We start from the raw sequence: 16,601 nt of genomic DNA, 5'->3' as shown, positions 1-16,601 counted from the left end.
TTTCCACCCGCATTCTAAACCCACAGTATCAAATGAAGATAACAACGCCCCATTTATCCGCAACAGGACGCGGGAAATAATAGCGCCATTATCGTTTATTGGGTTCTTAATGATGCAATCGCTGGTTTTCAATGAATTTGGCGCATCGGATGTACTCTACCTGCACAATCACCCTACGCCGCAGCCCGGCGCGGGTGAGTTGCTGGTTGACGTGTCTGCCGCCGGGCTGAATTTTGCGGATATTTACCGCCGCCAGGGGCGTTACCCGCTGGCAGGAAGCGCCCCCTGGGTTGCCGGATATGAAGGCGCCGGTCAGGTGATTGCCGTGGGAAGCGGGGTAAGCGGCTGGCAGCCGGGCGATCGCGTGGGTTTTGCCGATGTGCCGCTGGCGCACGCCAGCCATATTGTGGTGGCGCAGGAAAAAGCTATTCGCCTTCCCGACTGGCTTTCTGAAGCGCAGGCCGCGTCGATTCTGTTACAAGGCTTAACCGCAGATTATCTGGTGCATGATGTGTTACCGGTGCTAACCGGCATGCGTGTCGCCGTGCTGGCCGCCGCTGGCGGCGTGGGCAGCCTGCTGACGCAAATGCTGGTACACCGGGGGGTGCAGGTGTTCGCCGTGGCTTCAAACCAGGCCAAGCAACGCCTCTGCCTGCGTAACGGCGCAGACGCCGCCGCCGATTACGACTCATGGCCTGAACAGGTTCGCGCGTGGCATACGCCGGGTTGCGATATCGTGTTTGATTCGGTTGGCAGCACGCTGCAACAAAGTCTGGACAACCTGAAAGATGGCGGGCGCGTTGTGCTGTTCGGTATGTCCGGCGGCACGATCCCCACGCCGGATCCGGCGCAGTTTTTGTTGCGTTCCACCGGCGTTATCGGTGCCGATCTGTGGACTTATCTGACCTCGCAGCAAGAGCGGCAGCGCCGCGCCGATCGCCTGTTTGCGCTGCTGAAAGCAGGACATATTAAATTGCCGGAGGTGACATCTTTTCCGCTCTACCGGGGTAAAGAGGCGCATGATTTGCTGGAAAACAGAGAGTTTAGCGGGAAGGTAATTTTGATCCCCTGACATAACGCGTTTTAAAAATGAAACAGCACCAGGGAAGCACATAATAAAAAGCGGACACCGGAAATGCCGGTCGAGAAGCTGAAGTAAAAAGCGGGGCGATTGCCCCGCTTCGTTTAATCAGATACCGAATTAACGGTATTTTTTGTGATACGTATTGCGGGTGTCAATGAACCCTTTGGCGGCGTCCTGCGCCTCTTTCACTTTGCCTTCGTTAGCCAGTTTCAGCGCGCCGTCAATCTGCCCGACCAGCACATCAAAGCCGTGACGATAATCTTTCATCTCCGCACTATCTGCCGCTTTACCTTCCAGTTTCGGCGGCGTCGCTTTTTGTGCATCCAGCGCAGCGGTACGCATTTTGGTTAATGCATCTTTCATCTCGCCAGCGTCGCTGGTTTTCTGCACCACTTTCAGATTGTCATTCAGGGTGCCCATATCATCTTCGAGATCGGCGGCGAACACCGACGATCCAACAAACAACGATGACACAGCAAGGATCGCTAACAGGTTTTTACGCATTGCTCACTTCCTTTTTTTATTATTCACGCTAAAGGCGCAACTCTGTGCGCCACGGAGTTATTGTCCGGCGATTTTCATCTCCGGGAGTAACACTGAACCACACTGAATATTGCTACGGTGTTCGATATCGTCACCAACGGTAACGATATTACGCCACATATCTTTCAAATTTCCTGCAATGGTAATTTCGCTCACCGGATACTGGATTTCACCATTTTCTACCCAAAAACCGGACGCACCGCGCGAATAATCACCGGTAATGCCGCTCACGCCCTGGCCCATCAGCTCGGTGACCACAAGCCCGGTGCCCATCTCTTTTAGCATCTGTTCAAAGCTCAAGCCGCGTCCGGCAATGCGCCAGTTATGGATACCGCCCGCATGTCCGGTGCTTTTCAGCCCCAGCTTACGCGCGGAATAATTGGTCAGCAGCCACTGCATCAGTACGCCATCTTTCACGATATCGCGGCGTTCGGTACGCACGCCTTCGCTGTCGAACGGTGAAGATGCCAGCCCTTTAAGCAGGTGCGGATGCTCTTCAATAGTCAGCCACTCCGGCAGGATCTGCTTGCCAAGATAGTCCAGCAGGAACGTCGATTTGCGGTAAACAGAACCACCGGCAATCGCCCCCACCAGGTGACCAAACAGGCCGGTCGCTACTTCGTGGCCGAAAATGACCGGCGCTTTCATGGTTGGCAGCTTGCGCGGCGACAGGCGGGACAACGTGCGACGCGCGCACTCTTCGCCCACCCACTCCGGCGTTTGCAGTTCGTTAATATCACGGCTGATGGTGTACGCGTAATCGCGCTCCATGTCGCCATTCTCTTCGGCAATCACGCAGCTCGACAGCGAGTGGCGCGTGGAGCAGTAGCTTTGCAGCATGCCGTGGCTGTTACCGAAGACTTTTATGCCGTAATGGCTATTGAAGCTGCCGCCTTCGGTATTATTAATGCGTTTATCCGCTTTCAGCGCCGCCTGCTCGGCGCGCGCGGCCCATTCGATGGCTTCATCCGGCGTCACTTCCGCCGGGTGGAACAGGTCAAGATCGGGTGCCTCAAACGCCAGCAGCTCTTTATCTGCCACGCCCGCGTAAGGATCCGGCGAAGTGTAACGCGCGATATCGAGCGCCGCCTGTACGGTGCGGGCAATCGCGTCCGGGCTGAGATCGGTTGACGAGGCGCTGCCTTTACGGTTCTGGTGATAAACGGTTATTCCCAGCGCGCCATCGCTGTTAAATTCGACATTCTCCACTTCGCCGTAGCGCGTGCTCACGCCGATCCCGGTGGTTTTGCTGACAGCCACTTCCGCACCGTCCGCTTTTCCGGCAGCTAATTCCAGCGCTGTGGAAACCGCCTCTTCCAGCGTTTTGCGTTGTTGTGCAACTTGTGTGATTACTTTCATTGCCAATGCCATAATTAAGGGAGAGATTCTTTGAAGTCTAACAGAGAACCGTTTTTCAGTGCGCGCCTTAACTGGTAACATTAGCCTCTTTTTTTAAGGAGCCTGAGATGACAAAGCAGCCCGACGACTGGCTCGACGACGTGCCCGGTGATGATATTGAAGACGAAGATGACGAGATCATCTGGGTCAGTAAGAGTGAAATTAAGCGCGATGCTGAAGAGTTAAAGCAGCTCGGCGCGGAAATGGTCGATCTTGGCAAAAACGCGCTGGATAAACTCCCGCTCGACCAGGATCTGCGCGACGCTATTGAGCTGGCGCAGCGCATTAAGAAAGAGGGTCGCCGCCGTCAGTTGCAGTTGATCGGTAAAATGCTGCGTCAGCGCGATGTCGATCCGATTCGCCAGGCGCTGGATAAGCTGAAAAACCGCCACAACCAGCAAGTTGCCTTTTTCCACAAGCTGGAGCAGATCCGCGATCGCCTGATTGAAGAGGGTGATGATGCGGTGCCAGAGGTGCTGAATCTGTGGCCGGATGCTGACCGCCAGCAGTTACGTTCGCTGATCCGTAATGCGAAAAAAGAGAAAGAAGGGAACAAACCGCCGAAATCCGCGCGTTTAATCTTCCAGTATCTGCGTGAACTGGCTGAAACCAGCGAGCAATAACCTTTCTGCATTATCCCTCTCCTGCGGGAGAGGGCTTTTCCCGCTTCCCTTTTCCTGTTTCATTTATTCCCTTCTTAATGCGATCAAAATTTAGCTGAATCGTTAAAGCTAAAAACGTTCTTCATCACATATTCATCTCGCATATATCTTTCATTTCATAGATAAATGCGATCAATACCAGCTATTTTCATTCTCATCCTCGCTCATTTTCATCAAATGAAACGGATCACATTTTCTCCCCTGCGCAAAACGTAGATTTCAGCCGTGGTGCAAATAATCGATTCAGCTAAAAAGGACGAAATGATGAAAAAAACCGTAATGCTTTCCGCACTTGCCCTGCTTGTATCTGCTCCGGTAATGGCGAAAACCTGGGTGCTGACAAGTGCTGAAGGCGGCGTTGAGCAGGGAAACTGGCGCATCAGCAGCGATCAGCTGAACATCAAAGATCAGCAGTTCAGCATTGAGCAGGTGGTACTGCATGGTGGCAAACAAGAGGGCAGCAAAGTTATCAAACTGAGCAGTAAAAACGGCCTGACTATCGCACTGAGCCCGACGCGCGGGATGAATTTACTCTATGCAGACGGTTTTGGCGTGCATATGGGCTGGAATTCACCGGTAAAAGAGGTCGTTAACCCGGCATTCATCAATCTGGAAAGCCGCAACGGACTCGGCTGGCTGGAAGGTTTCAACGAGATGGTGGTGCGCTGCGGTTACGAGTGGACCGGCCATCCGGTAACGGCGGACGGACAGATTTACACCCTGCATGGCAAAGTGGGTAACACGCCCGCTTCGCAGGTTTCCGTCGATGTTAGCGAAACGGCACCCTATGAAATTCGCATTCGCGGATTGGTGAAAGAGAGCACCTTCAAAAAAGCGGATCTGCAAACGGAAATGGAGTTGCGCTACATTCCGGGCAGCAACAGTTTCAGCCTGCATGACGTGCTGACCAACCATGCTGACTATCCGCACGATTACCAAATCATCTACCACAGCAACTTCAGCAAACCGATCCTTGAACAGGGCGCGCGCTTTATTACGCCGTATGAAAACGTCAGCCCGTTCAATGATTACGCCAAAAAAGGGCTGAAAGAGTGGCAAACCTACGCCGGGCCAACCAAGGGCTTCGACGAAATGGTGTTTAATATCAAGCCGCTGGCCGACGCCAGTAAACAGACTGTCGCGGCACTGCTCAACAAGGCCGGAGATAAAGGCGTGGCGATCAGCTATAACACTGAACAGTTGCCGGTGCTGACGCTGTGGAAAAATACCGACACGGAAAAACAGGGCTACGTCACCGGTATCGAGCCGGGCACCAGCTACGCCTACCCGGTGACCATTGAGCGTGAACAAAAACGCGTGAAACAGTTGCAACCAGGCCAGAGCACCCGCTTCGATTTAACCTATACCTTGCTGCACAACAGCGGTCAGGTGGCTGAAGTAGAGAAACGCGTGCAGGAAATTCAGGGCAGCAAAACCCCGCAGTCGATTGAAACGCCGATGGCGAAAGAGTAACGCGCAGGCATAAAAAAACCGCGCCAGGTTTCAGGCGCGGTTTTTTATTCGGCTTAATCTAATCAGGCGCTTTCAGCAGCGAGTTGCGCTTTTTTCGCCAGCCCGTCCAGCAGTTTCTGGTGGATACCGCCAAACCCGCCGTTGCTCATCACCAGAATGTGATCGCCCGGCTGGGCGCTTTTGACAATCATCTCCGCCAGCGTATCTACATCCGCACTCCAGTACGCAGGCTGTACGCAGGCATCCGCCACTTCCGCCACCTGCCAGGGAATATGCGGCGGCTGCAGCAGGTACACTTCGTCGGCACGTCCCAGCGACGGAGCCAGATCGGCTTTGCAGATGCCCATTTTCATGGTGTTCGAGCGTGGCTCCAGCACGGCGATAATTTTCGCGGTGCCGCCCACTTTCCCGCGCAGCGCCGCGAGGGTTGCCAGGATTGCCGTCGGGTGATGGGCAAAATCGTCATACACGGTCACGCCATTGGCTTCGCCACGCAGCTCCAGACGACGACGCGCGTTGATGAAAGAGCCCAGCGCGTTCGCCGCATCTGCCGGGGCAACACCAACATGACGCGCGGCGGCAATCGCCATCAGGCCGTTATGCATGTTGTGCTCGCCCACCAGACCCCAGTTCACCTGGCCTACGCATTCGTTATCCAGCCACACTTCCCAACTGGAGGCGTCAGTATTCACTTTTTTCGCCTGCCAGTGCCCCTGCTCGCCCACCAGCTCCTGCTCGCTCCAGCAGCCCATCGCCATCGTCTGTTTCAGGTTGATGTCGTTTTCCGGCCAGATGATTTTCCCCTGCCCCGGCACGATGCGCACCAGGTGGTGGAACTGTTTCTGAATCGCTTTCAGGTCATCGAAAATATCCGCGTGGTCAAACTCAAGGTTATTGAGCACCAGCGTGCGCGGGCAGTAATGGACAAATTTGGAACGTTTGTCGAAGAAGGCGCAGTCATATTCATCGGCTTCAATCACGAAGAACGGGCTCTCACCCAGACGCGCAGAGACCTCAAAATTGCCCGGTACGCCGCCAATCACGAAGCCCGGTTTGTAACCGCAGGCTTCCAGAATCCAGGTCGCCATGCCAGCGGTGGTGGTTTTACCGTGCGTACCGGCAATGGCGACAACCCAACGGTCGCGCAGCACAAAGTCATGGAGCCATTGCGGGCCCGACATAAACGGAATGTTCTTTTCCAGCACCGCTTCCACACAGGGATTACCGCGCTTCATCACGTTGCCGATGATGACCAAATCCGGCGCCGGATCGAGCTGGCTGGCGTCATAACCTTCAATCAGTTCAATCCCTTGATTCTCAAGCAGCGTGCTCATCGGCGGATAGACACTGTCGTCCGAGCCCGTTACCTGGTGTCCCAGCGAGCGCGCCAGCATTGCCAGCCCGCCCATGAAAGTGCCACAAATCCCCAATATATGAATGCGCATACGTCGTTATCCTTTCTTAAACTGGCGCACATTTTACTCATATGTTTACGCACAGAGAAATGCATTTCAGGATAATCCGCATATAGCTGGCGCGATTCACCTGTGCGCGAGCTTTTGAATGTTTGTTAGTATTGTTACAGGACCTTCGCGTTTTCGTTTGCGAAAGCTCTGGCTGTTACGGCGTCGGCTGTTTACTATCCGGAACTTGCTGTGAGCAGCAACCTGAAAACCACAGGCTACAATCGCTTTACTCCATCATGAAAAATGCAGGGAAAGTGTTATGAAAACGTTAGGTGAATTTATTGTCGAAAAGCAGCATGAGTTCTCGCATGCAACGGGTGAACTGACTGCTTTGCTGTCGGCGATAAAACTGGGCGCCAAGATCATTCATCGCGATATCAATAAGGCCGGTCTGGTCGATATCCTGGGTGCAAGCGGTGCTGAAAACGTGCAGGGCGAGCAGCAGCAAAAACTCGACCTGTTCGCGAACGAAAAACTGAAAGCCGCACTCCGCGCCCGCGATATCGTGGCTGGCATCGCCTCTGAAGAAGAAGATGAGATCGTCGTTTTCGAAGGCTGCGAGCACGCAAAATATGTGGTGCTGATGGATCCTCTGGATGGTTCCTCCAACATCGACGTTAACGTCTCCGTCGGGACAATTTTCTCCATCTATCGCCGCGTAACGCCAGTCGGCACGCCGGTCACCATGGAAGATTTCCTGCAACCGGGCAACAAACAAGTCGCCGCCGGTTATGTGGTTTACGGTTCGTCCACCATGCTGGTTTACACCACCGGCTGTGGCGTACACGCCTTCACTTACGATCCGTCACTTGGCGTGTTCTGCCTGTGTCAGGAGCGTATGCGCTTCCCGGATCGTGGCAACACGTACTCCATTAACGAAGGCAACTACATCAAATTCCCGCAGGGCGTGAAGAAATACCTGAAGTTCTGCCAGGAAGAAGATAAAGCGACCAACCGCCCTTACACCACGCGCTACATCGGCTCGCTGGTAGCGGATTTCCACCGTAACCTGCTGAAAGGCGGCATCTACCTCTACCCAAGCACCGCCAGCCACCCGGAAGGGAAACTGCGTCTGCTGTACGAATGCAACCCGATGGCGTTCCTCGCGGAACAAGCAGGCGGTAAAGCCAGCGACGGCAAAAACCGTATTCTGGATATCCAGCCGGAAAGCCTGCATCAGCGCCGTCCGTTCTTTGTCGGCAACGAGCATATGGTGGATGACGTAGAACGCTATATGCGTGAGTTCCCGGACGCGTAATCAGCCGGGCAAAACGAGAAAAGCGCCACGATTGTGGCGCTTTTTTTTAGCGTACGAAGGTGCGTTTGACGCGCTCGGACACCACAAAATAGGGGATCCAAATCGCCGCGCTTATTACGCTACGAACCAGTGAGCTTACGGTATCGTAGACATACGGCACATCAAACACCTGATGCGCCAGCCATACATCTACGCCATGAAAGGCAATCCATAACAGCAGAAAACCAATGTAAAAACGCGGAAGCAGCCGTTTCTTGCGAAAGAACAGGCTCCCGACGAAGACCGTGTAGGCGAACATCACCCCGTAGAATACCAGTTCGAAAACGAGCATCCCTTTTTGTCCACCAACGAGCACGCTGTAATGCTCCATCACCACTTTGAGCGTCGCGCTGAAAGAGACAATCACGCTGAGCAGCGACAGCACCAGCCCAATAGCAGGAACAAACAGCCAGCCGCGAATTTTTTTAAACTCGCGCGCCTCGCACTCCGCGCAGAAATCACTCTCTTTCAGCGCTTCCTTATCGCATTGAATACAGATTCCCATGTCGTTGCCTTTCGTTATCCCTGCGTCTGTAAACGGAATGATGCCATTGCCTGCAACAATTCGCGCGACTGCTCTTCCAGCGAACGGGTCGCCGCAGAAGATTGCTGTACCAGCGCCGCGTTTTGCTGCGCGGTTTCATCCATCTGGCTGACGGCGATATTCACCTGCTCAATACCGCGGCTCTGCTCCTGCGACGCATTGGCGATTTCGCGCATCAGTTTGGTCATGCGCAACACTTCTTCGGCGATTTCGTCCATCGTCTCGCCGGCCTGCATCGCCAGATCGCTGCCTTCAGAGACCTGCGCCTGCGAGCTGCTGATCAGCGCCCGGATCTCTTTCGCCGATTCGGCGCTGCGGCTGGCAAGGTTACGCACTTCACCGGCTACGACGGCAAAACCACGCCCCTGCTCACCCGCGCGTGCCGCTTCAACGGCGGCGTTTAGCGCCAGAATATTGGTCTGGAAAGCAATGGCATCAATCACGCTAAGAATGTCGGCGATGCGATCGGAACTGGCGGAGATATCGCGCATTTTTTCAATTACATAGCAGACCATTTCGCTGCCGCGATCGGCGGTATCGGAAACCGTCTTCGCCAGTTTGTGTGCCTGTTCGGCGTTGTCGGCGTTCAGTTTCACCGTGGCGGTGATCTGCTCCATGCTGGCCGCAGTTTGCTCCAGCGATGTGGCGGTCGATTCCGTACGCTGCGACAAATCGATGTTGCCCGCCGCCAGTTCACGGCTGCCGGTATCAATTTGCGAGCTGGCATCACGCACGCGGGTAACCGAACCCACCAGCGACTGGCGCATCTCTTCGATGGCCGCGTTCAGCCGGTTAAATTCTTTGCTACTGACGTCGGTTTTCAGGTAGGTCAAATCCCCTGCCGCTACCTGTTCCAGTTGCTGAATAGACGTATCCAGCGGCTTGAGCAGTAAATGGCGCAGCGCCAGCCAGGCCAGTACGATGATCCCGGCCACCAGTAACGCCACCACCAGAATCAGTAGCATAACGCCGTTTTTGCTGCTCTGAACGGCGCTCACTTCCGCTTTCCCGCGCACTTCGCCCCATTTCTGGAAGGCCTGCATGTCGTTGTCGAACTGGCGGGAGATAGGGATAAGTTTGTTTTCCAGCAGATCGTAATAGGCATCGGCGCTCTGTTGGTTGAGCGCATCCTGCATCGGTTTAATGCCCTGATTGACGTAGTCGCCGTAGCTTTTCGCTAACGCCGCCAGCAGTGCAGCACCTTGTTCATCATCGACGCCCGCCTTAATCACACCAGCAAGCGATTGCTCACCGTGTTCAATTTCGCCATTGATCATCTTTACCGATTTGGCGGCATCGTCCAGCAAACCAACTTCCATCATGCGCACGGCCTGACCCGCTTCATTACGCGCACGCAGGATCAGCGTGTAGCCTTCGCTCAGGCGCGCCATCTTTTCGCCCTGAAGCTGGCTAATTCGCTCCAGCGATGAGGAACTTTTATTGAGTGCATAAACTCCGATGCCGCTAACCAGCAGCAGGAGAAACGTCATAACAGCCAGCAAAGAAAGTAAACCAGTACGGATCGAAAGCGTTTTAAGCATGATGTGAATCCCGGTAGCAGCGATACTTTTTGGCGTAAATTAAGCCGATTCGTCAGTTATCGACCGCCACCGGAATTACTTTAGGGAAAAATAGTCATTTCAATATGTTATTACTTTGTTGCCGTTGTGCTAACGCGTGTAACAGGTGAGCTTTGGCGGTTCTCCCACAGCACCGTTAAGCCACGTTGCAACGCGATAAAAATAAACAACAGGATGCCAATGGCAATCTTGGTCCACCATGAACTGAGCGTGCCGTCGAAGTTAATATAGGTCTGGATAAGTCCCTGAATACCCACGCCAAAAAGCGTACCTAACACTGTGCCGACGCCGCCGCTAAGCAACGTGCCGCCAATCACCACCGAGGCGATAGCATCCAGTTCAACCCCCACGCCCGCCAGCGCGTAACCGGCCTGGGTGTAAATGGAGAAGACAATCCCCGCCAGTGTCGCAAGACCAGTCGAGAGCATATAGATACGAATGGTGGTACTGCGCGTTGAGATACCCATCAGGTTCGCGGAAGTGGCATTACCGCCAATCGCGTAGACTTCGTTACCAAAGCGGGTGCGGTGTGCGAGGAAAATACCGATCACCACCACGAATAACATCAGCAGCCCCATCGCGCTCAAACGTCCGCCGCCGGGGATCATCCACGCCAGGCTGGAGAGCGAATCATAGACCGGGTGATTAATCGGAATCGACTCTTCCGACAGCAGGTAGCTGACGCCGCGCAGGAAAAACATCCCCGCGAGGGTGATGATAAACGCCGGGATTTTTAACGCGTCGATCATAAGCCCCATAAACGCGCCAAACGCAGTGCCCATCAGCAGAATCAGCGGGAACGCCAGCAGCGGCGAGATGCCCCAGTCGCCAATGGCTTTCGCCAGAAAAACCCCGGTAAAGGCAATCACCGAGCCGACGGACAAATCAATGCCGCCAGAGAGGATCACGAAGGTCATACCAACGGCAATAATCCCCAGGAAAGCGTTATCCGTCAGGATGTTGCAAATCACACGTGTCGACGCGAAACCGGGAAACTGCGTCAGGCAGTAGAGGTAGCCGAGCACAAACACGCCCAGCGTTATCATCAGCGGTAAATTACGTTTTATCATGACCGCGTACTCCTTTAATCAGCGCGATAAAGCGCGGCGACTGAACAATCAGCACGCACATCACCACCACCGCTTTCACCACCTGGTTGAGTTCCGGCTGGAAACCGGAGAGCAAAATGCCGGTGTTCATACCCTGAATAATCAGCGCGCCCACCACCGACAGCACAAGATTGAAGCGCCCGCCCATCAGCGACCCGCCGCCGATCACCACCGCCAGGATCGCGTCCAGCTCCAGCCATAGCCCGGCGTTGTTGGCATCCGCGCCGCGAATATCCGCCGCGACAATCACTCCGGCTATCGCCGCGCACACGCCGCTCAGCACATAGGTCAGCATCACCACAACACGGGTATTCACACCGGCGTTTTTCGCTGCGCGAATGTTGATGCCCACCGCTTCAATGAACATGCCGAGCGCGGTTTTGCGCGTGAACAGCCAGAACAGCACCAGCGTAACCAGCGCGATAATCACCGGGGTGGGAAACAGCAGCAGCGAACCGCTGCCCAGCCAGGCCAGCGACGGGGCGTTAAAGGTGACAATCTGCCCCGAGGTGATCAACTGCGCGACGCCGCGCCCGGCGACCATCAAAATCAGCGTGGCGACAAACGGCTGGATCTTCAAAATCGCCACCAGAATGCCGTTCCATAAACCGGCCAGCACACCGGTGCCGATCGCCGCCAGCAGTACCACCGTCAGGCTGTGTCCGGCGACCGTTAACGACGCCGCCGTCGCGCCGGCAATCGCCATCACCGCCCCGACCGACAGATCAATACCGCCGGTGGCAATCACCAGCGTCATACCAATGGCCAGCAGCGCCACCGGCGCGGCACGGTTAAGAATGTCTATCGGGCTACCGAACAGGCGACCATCCTGTAACACCACCTGATAAAAATGCGGCGCGACCAGGCTATCCACCACCAACACCAGCAGCAGCGCTATCAACTGCGGCGTTCCGGTCGGCCAGTTAAAACGGCGCTTTGGCGGCGTCGTTTGGCCAAGTGATTGAGGCATCACACTCTACTCCTTACGCCGCAATGGCATTCATGATCGCCGGAACGGACAACTCAGCGAGCGGGATCTCCGCCACCTGTTTACGATCGCGCATGATAATCACCCGATCCGCATAGCCGACCAGCTCTTCCAGTTCGGACGAAATAACCAGCAGCGCGAGACCATCGGCACAGAGGGTTTCGATCAGGCGAATGATCTCCGCATGCGCCCCCACATCGATACCGCGCGTTGGCTCATCGAGGATCAGGAATTGCGGGCGCGTCAGCAGCCAGCGTGAAAGCAGCACTTTCTGCTGGTTGCCGCCGGAAAGAAATTCAATCGGTTGCTCGGCGCTCGGTGTGCGAATGCCAAGCTGGCGAATGAAACGCTCGGCAATCGCGTTCTGCTCTTTGCGCGGGATCGGCCGCAGCCAGCCGCGCTGCGCCTGCAACGCCAGCACAATGTTTTCCCGCACCGATGCGGCGGCGATAATGCCGTCGGTTTTACGGTCTTCCGGGCAAAAACCGATGCCCAGACACGAAGCCTGGTGTGGCGAACGTAAAGATTGCGACTTGCCTTTGATGGTCGCGCTGCCGCTGTCGGCGGGTTTAATACCAAAAATCACTTCGGCGGTTTCGGTACGACCCGAGCCTAGCAACCCGGCCAGACCGACAATCTCACCGGGGCGCACTTCCAGATCGAACGGCGCGATCACCCCTTTTTTGCCGTAACCATTGAACGCCGCCACCGGTTTTTCACTCAGTAGCGTGCGCCCGGCACGTTGCAGGGCGTTGCTTTCCAGCTCACGGCCCAGCATCATTTTGACCAGTTCGATTTGCGGCAACTCACTGGTTGGTTTGCAACCGACAAAACCGCCGTTACGCAGCACGGTGATGCGGTCGCTGACTTCATACACCTGATCGAGAAAGTGGGTAACGAAGATCAAGCTGACACCCTGATCGCGCAACTGGCGCATCAGGGTAAACAGCATCTCCACTTCCTGGGTATCGAGGCTGGCGGTGGGTTCATCAAGGATCAGCACCTTGGCGGAGAGATCGATAGCGCGGCAGATTGCCACAATCTGCTGCATCGCCACCGAATAGCGGTTAAGCGGCTCGCGCACATCCAGTGAAAAGCCGTAGGATTCCATCAGTTCAGTCGCGCGCTTTTCCATCTCTTTACGACGCAATAAACCAAAACGCCGGGGTTCGCGACCAATGAATAAATTATCCGCCACCGACATATTCGGTAGCAGGTTGACTTCCTGGTACACCGTCCCGATGCCAAGCTGCTGGGCGTGGGCGGTATTTTTCGGGTTGATTTGCTGGCCTTCCAGCCAGATAGCCCCTTTATCGGCGTGGTAAACGCCGGTTAACGCTTTAATCAGCGTCGATTTTCCTGCACCGTTCTCCCCAAGCAGGGCCATGATTTCGCCGCGGCGTAAGCTGAAATCCACGTTATCGAGCGCTTTTACGCCGGGAAAAAATTTACTTAAGCCTTCAGTACGCAGGATTTCCTGGTGTGCTTCCGCGTTCATTGTTGACCCCTTACACATTTACCCTCTCCCCGCCGGGGAGAGGGTTTTTGCGACTCAGTAACCCATGTTTTTCTTTTTCTCTAACTCCTCTTTCGCCGTATCCGGCAGATAGAGCGTCGATTTGGTAATGGTCAACTTCGGCGGCAGGGTGCCGTCTTTTTTGTATTTCTCCAGCGCGTCGAACGCCGGGCCTGCCATATTTGGCGTCAGCTCAACGCTGGCATTCGCTTCGCCGTCGATCATCGCTTTGTAGATATCCGGCACACCGTCAATAGAACCGGTAAGAATGTCTTTACCCGGTTTCAGACCCGCTTCTTTGATGGCCTGAATAGCGCCGATCGCCATGTCATCGTTGTGGGCGTAAACCATGCAGATGTTTTTGCCGTTGTTTTCCGCCTTGATAAAGCTCTCCATCACCTCTTTACCTTTACTGCGGGTAAAGTCGCCAGACTGAGAACGGATGATTTTGATGTTAGAGGCTTTCGAAATGGCTTCGGCAAACCCTTTCTTACGATCGATCGCCACGCTCGCACCCACGGTGCCTTGCAGCTCAACGACGTTACAAGGTTTGCCATCGACCGTTTTTACCAGCCAGTCACCAATCAGCTTGCCTTCAAGAATGTTGTCGGCGGTCACCGTGGTCATGTAGAGCGATTTGTCTTTGACATCGATGGAGCGGTCGAGCAAGAACACCGGGATTTTGGCGTCTTTGGCTTCTTTCAATACCGGCTCCCAGCCTGTTGCCACCACCGGCGCAATAAAGATGGCGTCAACGCCCTGGGCGATGAACGAACGTACCGCTTTGATTTGGTTTTCTTGCTTCTGCTGGGCGTCAGCAATCTTCAGCGTAATGCCGCGCTTGCTGGCTTCGCTTTTGGCGACGTTGGTTTCAGCGGCTCGCCAGCCGGATTCAGATCCGACCTGCGAAAATCCTACGGTTAACGGGGCGGCCATTGCCATAGACGACATGGCTGCCGAAACTGCTGTGACAAGAAGTAAGCGCTTCCACATAAGAGCATCCTCGAGGGTTATTGTTGGCTACAACTTCACCTGCGGGAAAACTATAGACAATCGAGGATGTAACAGAATGCGTTACATCACAAATCGGAAAAGTGAATGAATTGTTGATGACCAGTTGCGATCTGGCGCGCGAAAAGCGCGGTTTTAATTCACCTCATTTATCCATTGAAATTGCAGAAATTTACTGCGTACGGATTAGAACGAAATTTCTCTGTAATCGGTTACACAAAATTATTGATGATGCTGCTATGGTTATGGATAAAACGGTCACAAATGGCGTGTCAGAAAGCGTCTGAAAAAGTGTGAGTAAGTTAAAACAGCCCAAGACATTCACCGCCAGTTGGCTATAATACCCGGCACTTGTTTGCCACACATTTTAAAGGAAACAAACATGAGCTTACTGAACGTCCCGGCGGGTAAAGATCTGCCAGAAGATATCTACGTTGTTATCGAAATTCCGGCTAACGCTGACCCGATCAAATACGAAGTCGACAAAGAGAGCGGCGCGCTGTTCGTTGACCGTTTCATGTCCACCGCGATGTTCTATCCGTGCAACTACGGTTATATCAACCACACCCTTTCGCTGGATGGTGACCCGGTAGACGTACTGGTGCCGACGCCGTACCCGCTGCAGCCTGGTTCTGTGATCCGCTGCCGTCCGGTTGGCGTGCTGAAAATGACCGACGAATCCGGTGAAGATGCCAAACTGGTTGCCGTACCGCACACCAAACTGAGCAAAGAGTACGATCACATTAAAGATGTGAATGACCTGCCGGAACTGCTGAAAGCGCAGATCACCCACTTCTTCGAGCACTACAAAGATCTCGAAAAAGGCAAATGGGTGAAAGTGGACGGCTGGGACAACGCTGAAGCGGCGAAAGCTGAAATCGTTGCCTCTTTCGAGCGCGCAGCGAAGAAGTAATCCGTTTTAGTGAAAAAAGCCCCGGTGCGCGTAATGCGACCGGGGCTTTTTTTCGTCCAGGCTTTGTGAGCTGCCGGTTTAATGACTCTGCCTGAGCCAGGCAACAAAAGGGCAGAGATCGGATTAAGCGGAACGCGCGTTGGCCACCTTACGCTGGCCGGGTTTTATGCCGCCAGGCAGAGAACGCCAGCACAATAACCGTGCTCAGCACCCGCTCCGGGTGGAAATAGTCATGAGTGATATTCACGCTCACACCTGGCGGTATTTGCGGTGCCAGCAGAAATTTATGCCCGGCGACAAACAGGCTAAACAGCGCCACGTTACCCAGCGCCGCCCCCAAGCTTCCTACCACAATCCGCTGCGCGGAAAAACGCTGCCGGGCATTTTGTCGTAGCATCAAAAGCAGTATCAGCAAGCCAGAAAAAGCGAACAGCAGACCGTTAATCAGCGTCGCCAGCATAGCGGCGGAAACAGAGGTCGTTACCAGCCCGGCACGCCCCCAGAAAAAGTGGAGGAAAGGGTAATAAGTGAGGTAGCCAAAACTAAAGAGACCCGCCAGCAGCAGCGCTGCGGCAACTACCCAGGCTGTCTTACGTAACATGTTTCTCGTCCTTACTCGGCTGAAAAGAAAAACCGCGCCAGCGGCTCGGTTCTCTAAGTGTGATTACTTCTGGTACTGCTCGCGGTCGAGCCAGTTACCGCTCTCGATCAAGGTTTTTCCCTCAACCGAACGCTGGTAAACATACATCCAGGCGCTGCCATAAGGCGTCTGGATCAACTGGCGTTTGTATTCACCGCCCGCGGTGCGCAGAGCGTCCAGCTCACCGAGCGTTGCTGCGTCGATACGATAAACTTCGCCCTTGACGCTTCCTTCACCGGCTACTGCGCCCGGATAGTGCCCCAGACTATACAGCTGATGATTTTCGACACAAAAGTCCCCCAGCCACTGAGCATTGGTCATCCAGTGGCTGTTGCCCTGCTTGCGTCGTAAACTGCCGTAGACAAATATTCGCATTG

The 16,601-nt window shown here is 54.6% G+C and carries 16 protein-coding genes; 5 read left to right on the top strand and 11 right to left on the bottom strand.

What is annotated here, in order from left to right; translation table 11 throughout:
• Positions 1–109 precede the first annotated feature (109 nt).
• Positions 110–1,072 carry a quinone oxidoreductase gene (locus tag DFO56_RS08255; protein WP_052679830.1) on the top strand — a complete coding sequence of 321 codons (963 nt, stop codon included), beginning with the start codon at positions 110–112 and terminating at the stop codon, positions 1,070–1,072.
• Between the two features lie 129 nt (positions 1,073–1,201).
• Here DFO56_RS08255 and cybC read toward each other — a convergent pair whose 3' ends face one another.
• Both cybC and pmbA read right to left on the bottom strand, forming a co-directional pair.
• Positions 1,202–1,588, bottom strand: coding sequence for a cytochrome b562 (gene cybC / locus DFO56_RS08250; RefSeq protein WP_020456284.1), 387 nt, complete (start codon positions 1,586–1,588; stop codon positions 1,202–1,204).
• 57 nt (positions 1,589–1,645) lie between these two features.
• Complete coding sequence (gene pmbA, locus DFO56_RS08245) at positions 1,646–2,998, bottom strand: metalloprotease PmbA (protein WP_045514236.1); 1,353 nt, start codon at positions 2,996–2,998, stop codon at positions 1,646–1,648.
• Between the two features lie 95 nt (positions 2,999–3,093).
• Between pmbA and yjgA the strand changes: the two genes are divergently transcribed.
• On the top strand, positions 3,094–3,648 hold the full coding sequence (gene yjgA, locus DFO56_RS08240; protein WP_017459116.1) for a ribosome biogenesis factor YjgA: 555 nt from the start codon (positions 3,094–3,096) through the stop codon (positions 3,646–3,648).
• 303 nt (positions 3,649–3,951) lie between these two features.
• Complete coding sequence (locus DFO56_RS08235) at positions 3,952–5,160, top strand: aldose 1-epimerase family protein (protein WP_045514234.1); 1,209 nt, start codon at positions 3,952–3,954, stop codon at positions 5,158–5,160.
• Between the two features lie 62 nt (positions 5,161–5,222).
• Here DFO56_RS08235 and mpl read toward each other — a convergent pair whose 3' ends face one another.
• Complete coding sequence (mpl, locus tag DFO56_RS08230; RefSeq protein WP_045514232.1) at positions 5,223–6,605, bottom strand: UDP-N-acetylmuramate:L-alanyl-gamma-D-glutamyl-meso-diaminopimelate ligase; 1,383 nt, start codon at positions 6,603–6,605, stop codon at positions 5,223–5,225.
• A gap of 280 nt (positions 6,606–6,885) precedes the next feature.
• Between mpl and fbp the strand changes: the two genes are divergently transcribed.
• Positions 6,886–7,884 (top strand): class 1 fructose-bisphosphatase, encoded by a 999-nt coding sequence (gene fbp / locus DFO56_RS08225; RefSeq protein ID WP_020456280.1) that lies wholly within the window; start codon positions 6,886–6,888, stop codon positions 7,882–7,884.
• A 46-nt stretch (positions 7,885–7,930) separates the two neighbouring features.
• On the opposite strand, the gene DFO56_RS08220 is transcribed toward fbp, so the two are convergent.
• The 6 genes from DFO56_RS08220 to ytfQ form a co-directional block, all read right to left on the bottom strand.
• On the bottom strand, positions 7,931–8,428 hold the full coding sequence (locus DFO56_RS08220; protein ID WP_045514230.1) for a DUF2569 domain-containing protein: 498 nt from the start codon (positions 8,426–8,428) through the stop codon (positions 7,931–7,933).
• Between the two features lie 14 nt (positions 8,429–8,442).
• Positions 8,443–10,008: a methyl-accepting chemotaxis protein gene (locus DFO56_RS08215; protein ID WP_045514228.1), complete on the bottom strand. Its 1,566-nt coding sequence runs from the start codon at positions 10,006–10,008 to the stop codon at positions 8,443–8,445.
• 110 nt (positions 10,009–10,118) lie between these two features.
• Positions 10,119–11,117 (bottom strand): galactofuranose ABC transporter, permease protein YjfF, encoded by a 999-nt coding sequence (gene yjfF, locus DFO56_RS08210; protein ID WP_045514226.1) that lies wholly within the window; start codon positions 11,115–11,117, stop codon positions 10,119–10,121.
• On the bottom strand, positions 11,104–12,129 hold the full coding sequence (gene ytfT / locus DFO56_RS08205; RefSeq protein ID WP_161796292.1) for a galactofuranose ABC transporter, ATP-binding protein YtfT: 1,026 nt from the start codon (positions 12,127–12,129) through the stop codon (positions 11,104–11,106). Before ytfT ends, yjfF begins: the two co-directional genes overlap by 14 nt.
• Before the next feature lie 10 nt (positions 12,130–12,139).
• Positions 12,140–13,642 carry a galactofuranose ABC transporter, ATP-binding protein YtfR gene (gene ytfR / locus DFO56_RS08200; RefSeq protein ID WP_020456275.1) on the bottom strand — a complete coding sequence of 501 codons (1,503 nt, stop codon included), beginning with the start codon at positions 13,640–13,642 and terminating at the stop codon, positions 12,140–12,142.
• Positions 13,643–13,696: 54 nt separating this feature from the next.
• Entirely contained in the window at positions 13,697–14,653 is a 957-nt protein-coding gene (ytfQ, locus tag DFO56_RS08195; protein WP_044489552.1) for a galactofuranose ABC transporter substrate-binding protein YtfQ, read from the bottom strand.
• 400 nt (positions 14,654–15,053) lie between these two features.
• Between ytfQ and ppa the strand changes: the two genes are divergently transcribed.
• A complete protein-coding gene (gene ppa, locus DFO56_RS08185; RefSeq protein ID WP_020456272.1) occupies positions 15,054–15,584 on the top strand; it encodes an inorganic diphosphatase in 531 nt (176 codons plus the stop codon).
• 148 nt (positions 15,585–15,732) lie between these two features.
• Here ppa and DFO56_RS08180 read toward each other — a convergent pair whose 3' ends face one another.
• Positions 15,733–16,185, bottom strand: a complete 453-nt coding sequence (locus DFO56_RS08180) for a hypothetical protein (protein WP_045513682.1) — start codon at positions 16,183–16,185, stop codon at positions 15,733–15,735.
• Between the two features lie 63 nt (positions 16,186–16,248).
• Positions 16,249–16,599, bottom strand: coding sequence for a gamma-glutamylcyclotransferase (locus DFO56_RS08175; RefSeq protein ID WP_020456270.1), 351 nt, complete (start codon positions 16,597–16,599; stop codon positions 16,249–16,251).
• Positions 16,600–16,601 lie beyond the last annotated feature (2 nt).

This window comes from Kosakonia sp. AG348, from assembly GCF_003337365.1.
Lineage (GTDB): Bacteria > Pseudomonadota > Gammaproteobacteria > Enterobacterales > Enterobacteriaceae > Kosakonia.
This window is presented reverse-complemented; position numbering and strand designations above follow the sequence as displayed.

Bases quoted from the DNA above. Each gene is read 5' to 3' on its own strand.
- ytfR (WP_020456275.1), bottom strand. From the start codon at position 13,642: ATGAACGCGGAAGCACACCAGGAAATCCTGCGTACTGAAGGCTTAAGT.
- cybC (WP_020456284.1), bottom strand. From the start codon at position 1,588: ATGCGTAAAAACCTGTTAGCGATCCTTGCTGTGTCATCGTTGTTTGTT.
- yjgA (WP_017459116.1), top strand. From the start codon at position 3,094: ATGACAAAGCAGCCCGACGACTGGCTCGACGACGTGCCCGGTGATGAT.
- yjfF (WP_045514226.1), bottom strand. From the start codon at position 11,117: ATGATAAAACGTAATTTACCGCTGATGATAACGCTGGGCGTGTTTGTG.
- ytfQ (WP_044489552.1), bottom strand. From the start codon at position 14,653: ATGTGGAAGCGCTTACTTCTTGTCACAGCAGTTTCGGCAGCCATGTCG.
- DFO56_RS08215 (WP_045514228.1), bottom strand. From the start codon at position 10,008: ATGCTTAAAACGCTTTCGATCCGTACTGGTTTACTTTCTTTGCTGGCT.
- fbp (WP_020456280.1), top strand. From the start codon at position 6,886: ATGAAAACGTTAGGTGAATTTATTGTCGAAAAGCAGCATGAGTTCTCG.
- DFO56_RS08255 (WP_052679830.1), top strand. From the start codon at position 110: ATGATGCAATCGCTGGTTTTCAATGAATTTGGCGCATCGGATGTACTC.
- DFO56_RS08220 (WP_045514230.1), bottom strand. From the start codon at position 8,428: ATGGGAATCTGTATTCAATGCGATAAGGAAGCGCTGAAAGAGAGTGAT.
- DFO56_RS08175 (WP_020456270.1), bottom strand. From the start codon at position 16,599: ATGCGAATATTTGTCTACGGCAGTTTACGACGCAAGCAGGGCAACAGC.
- ppa (WP_020456272.1), top strand. From the start codon at position 15,054: ATGAGCTTACTGAACGTCCCGGCGGGTAAAGATCTGCCAGAAGATATC.
- mpl (WP_045514232.1), bottom strand. From the start codon at position 6,605: ATGCGCATTCATATATTGGGGATTTGTGGCACTTTCATGGGCGGGCTG.
- DFO56_RS08180 (WP_045513682.1), bottom strand. From the start codon at position 16,185: ATGTTACGTAAGACAGCCTGGGTAGTTGCCGCAGCGCTGCTGCTGGCG.
- DFO56_RS08235 (WP_045514234.1), top strand. From the start codon at position 3,952: ATGAAAAAAACCGTAATGCTTTCCGCACTTGCCCTGCTTGTATCTGCT.
- pmbA (WP_045514236.1), bottom strand. From the start codon at position 2,998: ATGGCATTGGCAATGAAAGTAATCACACAAGTTGCACAACAACGCAAA.